The sequence below is a fragment of the Streptomyces sp. NPDC127106 genome, from assembly GCF_042677605.1.
Taxonomy (GTDB): Bacteria; Actinomycetota; Actinomycetes; order Streptomycetales; family Streptomycetaceae; genus Streptomyces.
In genome coordinates this window covers 92,222-101,925 of sequence record NZ_JBHXTC010000004.1, presented here as the reverse complement: position 1 = coordinate 101,925, position 9,704 = coordinate 92,222, and the positions used below count along the sequence as shown (strand labels likewise).

Genomic DNA, 9,704 nt, shown 5'->3' with positions numbered 1-9,704 from the left:
ACTGAGGCGAAGGCCTCCTCAGCCCGGCTCCCATACCTGACGGGGGATGAGAAGTGAGCAATCCTTTCGAATCCGAGAGTGCCCCATATCTGGTCGTGGCCAACGAGGAGGAGCAGTACTCCTTGTGGCCGGAGTTCGCAGAGGTTCCGAAGGGCTGGCACATCGTTTTCGGCCCTGCCGACCGGCAGAGCTGCCTCGACCACGTCACCGCAGTCTGGACCGACATGAGGCCGGCGAGTCTCGTAGCCGCCATGGACCGGGCCGACGTCTGACCGGCAGCTGCCGAGCAACGGCGACGACGGGGGACTGAATTGAGACAGGACACAGGTCAGGACGGCCCGATACGCCCGCCGCACGGGAAGCGGCGGGGCACGGGTTCGGCCCCGGGGCATCACGGCGAACTGCTCCAGGGCGTCTTCACGATGCCCGACGGCAGGCTTCGCCGAGGGCTGACCACGCTTCCGTGCCGCCTGTTCACCTCCGAGGCGACAGTCGACCTCGACGATTCCGCTTCCGAGTTGACCGTCACGCCGACCTGGAAGACCAAGGCGCTCCGCGCCGCGCTGCTCACCGCCGCGGAACTGGGACTTCCCTCCCTCAGGGGGGTGCTCACCGTGACGAGCAGCATCGAGGTGAGTCTCGGCTTCGGCTCCTCGACCAGCGATGTCACGGCGTCCATCCGCGCGGTGCTCAATGCCTTCGGTGGCGAGCTCGAGCATGGACGTATCGCCCGGCTGGCCGTCGCGGCCGAGTCTGCGGCGGATCCGCTCATGTTCGACGAGATGGTGCTCTTCGCTCATCGCGAGGGCCAGCTGATCGAGTCGTTCGGCACCACCCTGCCGCCCATCGCCGTGCTGGGCTTCCCCCTCGGCATCGGTCCGGTGGACACGCTCTCCCTGCCGCGTGCGCGCTACGACGCCCAGGAAATACGCCACTTCGACGAGTTGCGCGTCCATCTGCGATGCGGGGCACTGGCCGGAGACCTGGCGACCATCGGCCGCGTCGCCACTCAAAGCGCACGCCTCAACCAGCGGTTCCTCCCGGTTCCGCTTTTCGACGACCTCATGGGCGTGGCCCGCCGGACGGGTGCCGCCGGACTGCAGATCGCGCACAGCGGCAGCATCGGCGGAATCCTCTTCGACCCCGCCTCGCCCGAGCACGCGCACGCTGCCGTCCGCACCGAGAAAGAGCTGAGCGCCATCGGTATCGACGACTGCTGGTACTACGTGGAGGAACCGGAACCGGTTCGGCCGCTCATCGGCAGTGCCGACTGACGGGGCGCTCGCTCTCGTCCCGCGCCTTCCCGGCGCGTCCCTCATCCTGGAGATGACTTCATGGTCGAGCGTGATTCATCCGTTTCCGGAATTCCGCCGATCGGCCCTTTGCCCTCTGCTTTCCAGCTCCGCGAGCCGGTCAGGATCAAATGGGCAACGGCGCCGAACGGAACCGGAATGTGGGCTGTGACCGACTACCGGCTCGCGCGCGAGGTGCTTGCTGACAAGAGGTTCAGCAGAGCGGAGGCGGTGCGCCCCGACGTACCCCGGCTCAGCATCACCGATCCCTCGCCCGATTCCATCATCAGCCTCGACGGTCGGGAGCACGCCCGCATGCGCAGGTTCGTCGCGGGCGCCTTCACAGAGCGTCGTTTAATGGAAATTCAGCCGTTCGTCGAAAAGACTGCGGCTGAATGTCTGGAAGAGCTGGCCGACCAAGGTCCGCCGGCTGACTTCGTCGCCACGGTGGCCCAGCCGCTCCCGCTCGAAGTGCTCTGCCACATCCTGGGGGTGCCGACCGCCGACCGCAAACTGTTCGGGTCCTGGGTGTCCGTCCTCTTCGACCTGACCGGGGACGAGGAGATGAACCGGACTCAGACCTTCGGCCTGACCCGGTACATGAGCGGACTCGTCACACAGAAGCGGAAGAACCCGGGGGACGACCTGCTCAGCTCGCTCGTGCGGCTCAAGGACCACGGAGAGGGTCTGACCAACCGTGAGCTGATCACTCTTTGCCTGTCCCTCCTGATGGCCGGCTACGAGACCACGATCGACCAGCTCACCCTCTGCGTGCTCAGCCTGCTCTACGACCCCTCCCTCATGGCCGCCCTGAGAGCTGATCCGAACCTCACGCCCTCGGCCGTCGAGGAGCTCATCCGGCTCAGCCCCTCGGCGTTCGTCAGCTTCGCCCGCGTAACGACCGAGCCCGTCGAGATCGACGGTGTCACCATCCAGCCCGGCCAGCCGGTCGTCGTGTTCATCCTCGGTGCGAACCGCACCGCGCCGCTTCCGGGGGAAAGCGACGGCCACCGTACCGGTCATCTCACCTTCGGCCACGGAGTGCACCGCTGCCTCGGGGCCCCCCTGGCACGCATGCAGCTGATCACGGTGATCCAGGCCCTCGTGGAACGGTTCCCCCGCCTGGCCCTCGCGCAGGACCCGGCGACCTTCGACTGGAAGACCGGCATGGCGACTCGGGGTCTCGCCGAGCTGCGCGTCCGCTGGTGACCGTCCGACCGCCTCGTCAGGAGACCACACGTGTCCATGCCCACGCCCGCCGCACCGGGCGGGAGCCGTATCGTAGCCGTTGCCGGATACCGCCCCTCCCGGATCGTCGGCAACGAAGAGCTCGCCGCCCGCCTCGACGTCAGCGGTCCCTGGATAGAGCGCCGAGTCGGGATCCGCAGCCGCCGCTATGCCCAGCCCGATGAGTCAGTGGTGGACATGGCCGCAACGGCCGCCGGAAAGGTCCTGGCCACCGCCGGACTCACCGCTCGGGACATCGACCTCCTCGTGCTCGCGACGTGTTCCCTTCCCTCGCCCATGCCGAACGGCGCGGCCAGCGTCGCGGCCCGGCTGGGCCACCCAGCGATGGCGGCGTTCGACGTCAACGCCGCGTGCGCCGGCTTCTGCTACGCCCTCGGCGTCACCGACGGTCTCATACGGGCCGGGACGAGCCGCCGCGCGCTGGTCGTCGGTGCGGAGAAGATGACGGACTGGGTGGACCCCGACGACGTGGACACGGCGACGGTCTTCGCCGACGGTGCCGGGGCGGCGGTCGTCGTCGCGGCCGACCGTACGGAGATCAACCCCGTGGTGTGGGGAAGCGACGGCGACCGGGCCGACCTCGTCACCATTCCCGACCGGCACAGCAGCGTCACCATGCAGGGGCAGGCCGTCTACCGCTGGGTGACGACCAGCCTGGCGCCCGTCGCACTCGACGCCTGTCGCCGGGCCGGCATCTCGCCGGCGGACCTGAAGGGCTTCGTCACCCACCAGGCGAACCTGCGCATGATCGAGCACCTCGCCGCCGCCCTCGGGGCCACCGGCGCGGCCGTCGGCCGGGACATCGTGGAGAGCGGCAACACCTCCGCCGCCTCCGTGCCGCTGGCGCTTTCCCGGCTCATCGGCACCGGCCGGATCCGGACCGGGGACCCGGTGCTGCTGCTGGGCTTCGGCGCCGGCCTCAGCTACGCGGCGCAGGTCGTCAAGAGCCCCTGACCGAAGACGCAACCACCCCGCCCCCTCTCATCGACCAGGAGGACATTCACTTGACCGGCCAGACGCGCACCGCGCGGTCCATGCTCGCGCGGGGGCTCGCCATCCTGAACTGCTTTCGTCCCGGGGAGTCCGAGCTGGCCCTGTCCGAACTCGCGCGCCGTGCCGACCTGCCCAAGCCGACCGCCCACCGCCTGATCGCCGAGCTCGTCGATGCGGGCATGCTGGAACGCGGGGACAGGGGCCTACGCCTCGGGCTCAGTCTGTTCACCCTGGGCACGCGCGTGCCCCGTCAGCGCCTCCTGAGTGAACTGGCGCATCCGCACCTGAAGAGGATGCACGACCTCACCCGGCAGAGCGTGTTCCTGTTCCTCCCGAACGGCCTCGATCCGGTCCTGGCAGGCAGGGTGCACGGTGGCCGGGGGGCCGACCACACCGTCGGTTCCCCGGCGGAGATCGAGGCAGCGGCGTACGCGGCGGCGAAGCTCCTACGGGCTCACCGCCCCCGGGTCGCGCCCTCCGGCACGGGCCGTGTCGAGCGGCGTGGACCTCGCCGGGCCACGCGCGAAGCGTCGCCCGCGGAACTGGCCCGGGTCGCGGAGCAGGGCTTCGCAACCGCCCAGTGCGGACCGGAGGGCGGGGCGATCGCCGTGCCCGTGCTGGACGCCTCGGGTGCCCCGATCGCCGTGCTCGCCGCGGCGGGGGTACCCGAGCGGACGCACCCGGTCCGGACGGCCGCGCACCTACGGGCCGTCGGGGTGGGGCTCTCGCGTGCCCTGCAAAGCGCCTCCGGTCTGGTTCCCGTGCAGTGAGGCGCAGGTCCGTGCAGCGCTTCCTCAGGTCCGTCACCCGGCACCGGACGGGCGGCGGGCGGCCGGCCCCCTGCGACGCCGCCCGCGACACCCATGTGCTGGTGAAGCCGGACGGTGTCAGCCGCGGCTTGGCCCCGGAGGTGGTCCGGGCGCTGCGCCAGGCCGGACTGGCTGTCGAACCTGTCGGCCACCTCCAGCTGACCCGAGCCCAGGTCGAGCGCTGGTACCCGGAGAAGCTGAACGAGCCGGACGGCCCCCTCACGCTCGCCTACCTCTGCGAGGGGCCCATGCTGCTGCTGGCCGTCGTAGGCGACGACGCGCTGCGCCGGACGCGCCGCGTCAAGCAGGACATACGCCGCCGGTTCGGCACGGACGAGCGGCGCAACGTCGCGCACTGCCCGGAGACGCGCGGCGAACGGGACCACGAGCGGTCCGTGTTCGGCCCTCTCGTACGGCCCTGCTGAACAGCGTGGGGCGGCTCTCCCGGCCGCCCCACGCGGGGCCCACAGCGAGCCCCGGCCTTCACGCACGGTGGAAGATCACCTGAGCGGACAGCCGTTCCGGACCGTCCGCCCCGCCGCTCACCCGCTCCACGGCGTGCCAGCTGTTCCCTCCTCGTACGAGGAGGACACCGGTGTTGGCCACCGGAGTGACCCGCCGGACCACGTCGTCACCGGACGAGGAACCCAGCAGCAGCAGATCACCGCCACGGCCCGCGGGCCACGCGTGGTTGAAGTACAGGACGTGCGTGACCAGCTTCTCCGGCTTGTCGACGTGCGGGTCCAGCCAGCACTTCGGGCCGTAGCGCCAGAGGTTCACCTCGACGGGTGCGCCCTCGACCGGCAGGCCCGTCAGTTCGGCGACGGCCGTCCGGTAGGCCGGCCCCGTGACCTCGGCGACGAAGCGCCGCCAAGGCTCGGCGAGCCCGGCGACGTCTGCCTCCCCGTCGCCGACGGAATGCAGCGGGCGGTGGTACATCGTGTACGACTTGTCCATGCCGGTGTGCGTGACCATCCGGAACCCGTCCCGGGGAAACGTCTCCCGCAGCCCGTCCGCGTCGGCGGGAGCGAAGGTGTCCCGTACGTGATACCAGCGGAACGGGGCGTCCTCGGCCGTCGTGCGGTCGAAGGAGATCAGCGGGGTACTCAACGGGCCTCCCCGGCACGCAGCGTCTCGTGGGCACGGGGCCCCAGTTCCTTCTCGACGTCGAAGAGGAAGCTCTGGAGATCGGGCGACCCCACGGCGTAACGGCAGTACTCACGCCGGATCCTCTCCAGCGCTGCCTGTGCCGTCGCCCCACCCAGGACCATGTCCAGGCAGGACAGCACGGTGCCCGTGCGTCCGTGCCCCCCGAAGCAGGCCACCTCCACCGTGGCTCCGTCCTCCAGCGCGACGGCGGCCTCCTTGATCCGCGTCACCAGCAGCGACCTCTCCACCGGCGCCTCCAGCGTGGGCCAGTACACGAAGTACGGGGTACGGGCGTCCGTCTCGCCGCGCCAGCGCTCGTCGAGATAGAGGCCGATGTCGGCCGGCTCGGCGTGCGGCGCGTGCCGACGGCGCTCCTCGCTGTCCAACGAGGTACCCCACACCTCGTGCGCGCCGACGCGGTAACGGGTCCTCCAGTGACGGTCCTTCATGAGCTCCTCATGCCTTCCCTCTCGTGCTGTACCGGCGATCGTCCGCCGGCGGCCGCCCCGGGTATCCAGTAGCCGGCCGTGTGGTACTCGTCCGGGCCGAAGGCCGTTTTGAAACGGGTCACCGACGTGCCGGGGTACGTGTCCCCCATGTGAAGCGCCCGGGCACCCCGTGCACAGGCGTCCTCGATGACCAGGTGCAGCAGGTACGGCGCGGCGTAGGTGGGCGCCGCTCGGGCCTTGTCCATGGCCCCCTGCCAGTAGACGACGTACGGCCCCTGGTAGAGCGCCACCACCGCCGCAACCGGCCGACCGCCGTGCTGGGCCAGCCAGACACGGCAGTCCTCGCCCAGGTGGGCGGCGACGGCCGTGAACTTCGTCAGCGGGTTCTTCGCCCGCACCTGTCGGCGTACCTCTCCCGCCGGCTCGTCCGACTGGCGGTCCCACCGGTCGAGCGACAGCTCGAAGAGCCGGTCGAACTCCGGGAGGAGCCGGCCCGTGCCGTCGTGTTCGACCGTCAGGCCCGCCCGCTCGGCCCGCCGCACGGCAGAGCGCAGCTTCCCCCGGAAGCGGTGTCGCCACACGTGGTCGAAGCCGCCCTCCAGGTCGAGGATCTGCGCCAGCCGCGGATTGCGGGAGGTGCCCGGCGGAACGAGCGCGTCCCACATCGCCGTCGACGCCGGATGCGGACGCAGGTAGACCCGCTCCGCGGGCAGGGTGGCCAGATCGCGCAGCACGGCCCGCGCGCGGTCGGGAGTGACGGCGCCGGGGGCGGCGATCATCCCGCCCACGCCCCAGCCCACCGGCCACGATGCGTACTCCGCACGGGACCCGACGGTCGAGCGCACCAGCGGCACCAGCACTCTGGTGCCGTCGGGCCAGGTGTAGAGGCGCGACGCGTCCTGCCAGCCGTGCGCGCACACGGCCGCCCGCCACCCCGGGGTCTGGCTCGGCAGCACGTCCTGGGCGTCCTCGGTGAGGATCTCGCGCCACAGCTCGTCCGGCACCGGCGTCCGCACCCGGACGCCGTCCCCCCGTGCGTACCCGCTCATCGAAGGCCCTCCGGTGCGTCACCGGTGGCGGCCGACTGCCCGGGGCGTACGGCCGCGGGTGCCCGGACGGACAGCAGCCCTCGCACCCGCTCCACGTCGTCTGCGGCCACGCCCAGCCCCTCCATCGCTCCTTCGACGCCACCGTGACGAGCGGTCACCTCTGTCAGCCAGCGCTCCATCGTCACCGGCGAGGTGTGCAGCCGGGAGAGGTACTCCTCGCGGGTGTGGCCGCGCCGCAGCCACTTGTCCCGGAAGCGGTCGGCCTTGGCGACCAGGTCGGCCATGCCGGCGGCGTAGTCGGCGGCTATCTCGTGCGGGGGCGCGCCGACCAGCGCGAGCAGGGCGGCCACCACCACACCGGTGCGGTCCTTGCCGAAGTGGCAGCTCAGCAGGAACGGGCGGTCCGCCGCCCCGGCGAGCGTCCGGAACAGGCGCGGCCAGCTGCCGGGTGCCGCTTCGGTCAGGATGCCGTGCAGGTAACGCGTGCGGTCGGCCACGCCGGGCCGGCGCGCGGCGATGGTGTCACGCGGGTACCCGGTGAGCGGCGCGCGCAGCCAGCGCACGCCGTGGGCGAGCAGCCCGCTCGGCGGTCCGTAGCGTTCCACCTCGGCGTCTGAACGCAGGTCCAGTACCGAGGCCAGGCCGTGCCGTGCCACGAGGACGCCGGCCTCGTCCGCCGTGATCGCCGTCAGGTCACCGGCCCGGTGCAGAATGCCGGGCCGCAGGCCGGACGCCCGCGGCATGCGGTAGTTGATGCCCGGTGCGAAGGGCACGGCGCTCACCGGGCCCGCTCCGGCAGGGCGAGCGCCGCGGTGACCTCGCCCCAGAACCGGGGGAAGTCGGCGTTCACGTCCGGACCGTAGCGGACCCTGACGCAGGGAAGGGAACCGAGCGCCGTGAGGACGTCCGCACGTACGGCGGGCTCGGGGCGCGGCCGGGGCAGCAGGCCGAGGTAGTCGGTGAAGTGCCGCAGGTCCGGCCCGGACAGCAGGGCGCAGTCGAGCATCTCGCTCCGGTCGGTGACGGGTTCGACGACCCAGCCCCTGCGGTCCCGCTCCGCCAGCGGCAGCACGACACCCGCCGGACGGGTGCCCGTGGCCACGTCGGCCCCGGTCAGCGCCGTGAACTCGTCAAGATCCGTGAAGAGCCGCTGCCGGCTGTCGGGGGCGGTGCTCCACGCGGCGTCGGCGGGCACCCGTGGCGTGCCGGAACCGTGGCGGCGCAGCGACGCGCGCTCGAAGGCACCGCGGGCGGGATGACCGGCGAGCAGGGCCGTGGCGATGCCGACGCGTTTGGGCCAGCCCCGCAGGACGGGCGGGGAGCCGGCGCGCGGCGCCCAGGCGACGAGGGTGTCGTCGGACACGAAGTCCGCGCCGCACAGGGTGACGGCGAGAAAGGCCAGCGACGACTTGCCGCGATGCCTGGGCCCCAGCATCATCAACGAGGAGCCGTCGACGGCCACGGCGGATCCGTGCAGGAACACCGCCCCGCGACCGGTGAGCTGTGCGCCGATGAGCGTGCCGAGCAAGCGGACGACGGCCCGTACGGAGGCGGGCCCGGCGTCGGCCGCCTCGGCCACCACCTCTCCCGTGCCGGGCGTGGCGGTGACGACGAGCGGCGCGCTGTCCGCCTCGCCGTCGCGCAGGAGCACGATCCGGCCGGCGGTGCGCTCCAGGACGACGAAGCGGGGCCCGTCCGGGTGCACCAGCAGCTGCGGGGCAGTGCCCGGCACCGGTGGCCCGGGCGGGGTGGCGTCCCCGGCGCGAGCCGTGACGGTCAGGCGGGGCGCGGTCGGCGACACCGTGTCGCTCACCTCGAACAGGGGGTGCACCAGCGAGCTGATCGCCGTACGGAGTCCGGGCAGCGCACTGTGCACGGTCAGTTCGGCCGGTGGAAGAGCAAGCCGGAACGTCTCGGCGGCGACCGGATGCGGACGGTCCGGACGGTCCGGACGGGGACCGGTCCTGGGTGATGCGGCGACGGCCATGGGCCTCCTTCGTCGGGGGCGTGGATGCACGGCTCCGCGGGTCCTGACGGTGTGATGGTGGCCGACCGGAGGGAGCCGGAGAAGGCGGTGTTCCCCCACGTGGAACGGCGATCCACGCGATCCGCCGTTTCGTTCCGCCTCACGGAACGGCGGGGCCGGTGAAGCGTCCGGTGGCAGGGGTAGGGTGCGGTGCGTGATCGAGATCGTGGAGTACCGCGACGCCTGGCCGGCTCTCTTCACGGAGCTCGGCCCCCGCCTGCGTGCCGCCCTCGGGGACGTCGCGCTGCGCATCGACCACATCGGCTCCACCGCGGTGCCGGGTTTGAGGGCGAAGCCCGTGATCGACGTCCAGGTCTCCGTCGAGGCGTTCGAACCCGCTGTCTTCCGCGGGCCGCTGGAGGCGCTGGGCTTCGAGTTCCGCGCGGACAACCCTGAGCTGACCAAGCGGTACTTCCGTGAGACGTCCGGCCCCCGTACCCATGTGCACGTCCGGCGGGCGGGCAGCTTCGCGGAGCAGTTCTGCCTGCTGCTGCGCGACTACCTCCGGGACCGTCCTGCGGACGCGGAGCTGTACGGAGAGCGGAAGTCCCTGCTGGCCGAGCAGTACGGCACGGACCGACGTGCCTACACCGCGGAGAAGTCCGCGGTGGTGTGGGAGCTGATGCGCCGGGCCGACGGGTGGGCGCAGGCACGTGGTTGGCAGCCCGGTCCGAGCGACGCCTGACGCG

Annotated in this window: 12 protein-coding genes; 7 read left to right on the top strand and 5 right to left on the bottom strand. The window is 71.8% G+C overall.

The features are described 5' to 3' along the window. Nucleotides 1-53: 53 nt before the first annotated feature. The 6 genes from ACFVGY_RS06350 (at nt 54) to ACFVGY_RS06325 (ending at nt 4,767) form a co-directional block, all read left to right on the top strand. Nucleotides 54-272, top strand: coding sequence for an MbtH family protein (locus ACFVGY_RS06350; protein ID WP_385671862.1), 219 nt, complete (start codon nt 54-56; stop codon nt 270-272). A gap of 150 nt (nt 273-422) precedes the next feature. Beyond that, nucleotides 423-1,274 carry a GHMP kinase gene (locus ACFVGY_RS06345; RefSeq protein WP_385671859.1) on the top strand — a complete coding sequence of 284 codons (852 nt, stop codon included), beginning with the start codon at nt 423-425 and terminating at the stop codon, nt 1,272-1,274. A 60-nt stretch (nt 1,275-1,334) separates the two neighbouring features. Beyond that, the gene (locus ACFVGY_RS06340) at nt 1,335-2,501 is read left to right on the top strand and encodes a cytochrome P450 (protein WP_385671856.1); all 1,167 of its coding nucleotides are present in this window, start codon (nt 1,335-1,337) and stop codon (nt 2,499-2,501) included. 36 nt (nt 2,502-2,537) lie between these two features. After that, nucleotides 2,538-3,494 (top strand): beta-ketoacyl-ACP synthase 3, encoded by a 957-nt coding sequence (locus tag ACFVGY_RS06335; RefSeq protein ID WP_385672252.1) that lies wholly within the window; start codon nt 2,538-2,540, stop codon nt 3,492-3,494. A gap of 50 nt (nt 3,495-3,544) precedes the next feature. After that, a complete protein-coding gene (locus ACFVGY_RS06330) occupies nt 3,545-4,303 on the top strand; it encodes an IclR family transcriptional regulator (RefSeq protein ID WP_385671853.1) in 759 nt (252 codons plus the stop codon). An 11-nt stretch (nt 4,304-4,314) separates the two neighbouring features. Then, entirely contained in the window at nt 4,315-4,767 is a 453-nt protein-coding gene (locus tag ACFVGY_RS06325; protein WP_385671850.1) for a nucleoside-diphosphate kinase, read from the top strand. 58 nt (nt 4,768-4,825) lie between these two features. Here ACFVGY_RS06325 and ACFVGY_RS06320 read toward each other — a convergent pair whose 3' ends face one another. Genes ACFVGY_RS06320 through ACFVGY_RS06300 form a run of 5 tightly spaced genes read right to left on the bottom strand, consistent with a single transcriptional unit; the run spans nt 4,826 to nt 8,976 of the window. After that, the gene (locus ACFVGY_RS06320) at nt 4,826-5,452 is read right to left on the bottom strand and encodes a 2OG-Fe(II) oxygenase (protein ID WP_385671847.1); all 627 of its coding nucleotides are present in this window, start codon (nt 5,450-5,452) and stop codon (nt 4,826-4,828) included. Next, the gene (locus tag ACFVGY_RS06315; protein WP_385671844.1) at nt 5,449-5,940 is read right to left on the bottom strand and encodes a hypothetical protein; all 492 of its coding nucleotides are present in this window, start codon (nt 5,938-5,940) and stop codon (nt 5,449-5,451) included. The genes ACFVGY_RS06320 and ACFVGY_RS06315 overlap by 4 nt, the downstream gene beginning before the upstream one ends. Further along, nucleotides 5,937-6,989 (bottom strand): GNAT family N-acetyltransferase, encoded by a 1,053-nt coding sequence (locus tag ACFVGY_RS06310; RefSeq protein ID WP_385671841.1) that lies wholly within the window; start codon nt 6,987-6,989, stop codon nt 5,937-5,939. The genes ACFVGY_RS06315 and ACFVGY_RS06310 overlap by 4 nt, the downstream gene beginning before the upstream one ends. Further along, on the bottom strand, nt 6,986-7,771 hold the full coding sequence (locus ACFVGY_RS06305) for a tyrosine-protein phosphatase (protein ID WP_385671838.1): 786 nt from the start codon (nt 7,769-7,771) through the stop codon (nt 6,986-6,988). Before ACFVGY_RS06305 ends, ACFVGY_RS06310 begins: the two co-directional genes overlap by 4 nt. Then, on the bottom strand, nt 7,768-8,976 hold the full coding sequence (locus ACFVGY_RS06300; protein WP_385671835.1) for a hypothetical protein: 1,209 nt from the start codon (nt 8,974-8,976) through the stop codon (nt 7,768-7,770). Before ACFVGY_RS06300 ends, ACFVGY_RS06305 begins: the two co-directional genes overlap by 4 nt. Before the next feature lie 193 nt (nt 8,977-9,169). On the opposite strand from ACFVGY_RS06300, the gene ACFVGY_RS06295 reads away from it, so the two are divergent. Then, nucleotides 9,170-9,700 (top strand): GrpB family protein, encoded by a 531-nt coding sequence (locus tag ACFVGY_RS06295; RefSeq protein WP_385671832.1) that lies wholly within the window; start codon nt 9,170-9,172, stop codon nt 9,698-9,700. Nucleotides 9,701-9,704 lie beyond the last annotated feature (4 nt).

Bases quoted from the DNA above. Each gene is read 5' to 3' on its own strand.
- ACFVGY_RS06345 (WP_385671859.1), top strand. From the start codon at position 423: ATGCCCGACGGCAGGCTTCGCCGAGGGCTGACCACGCTTCCGTGCCGC.
- ACFVGY_RS06340 (WP_385671856.1), top strand. From the start codon at position 1,335: ATGGTCGAGCGTGATTCATCCGTTTCCGGAATTCCGCCGATCGGCCCT.
- ACFVGY_RS06335 (WP_385672252.1), top strand. From the start codon at position 2,538: ATGCCCACGCCCGCCGCACCGGGCGGGAGCCGTATCGTAGCCGTTGCC.
- ACFVGY_RS06315 (WP_385671844.1), bottom strand. From the start codon at position 5,940: ATGAAGGACCGTCACTGGAGGACCCGTTACCGCGTCGGCGCGCACGAG.
- ACFVGY_RS06310 (WP_385671841.1), bottom strand. From the start codon at position 6,989: ATGAGCGGGTACGCACGGGGGGACGGCGTCCGGGTGCGGACGCCGGTG.
- ACFVGY_RS06300 (WP_385671835.1), bottom strand. From the start codon at position 8,976: ATGGCCGTCGCCGCATCACCCAGGACCGGTCCCCGTCCGGACCGTCCG.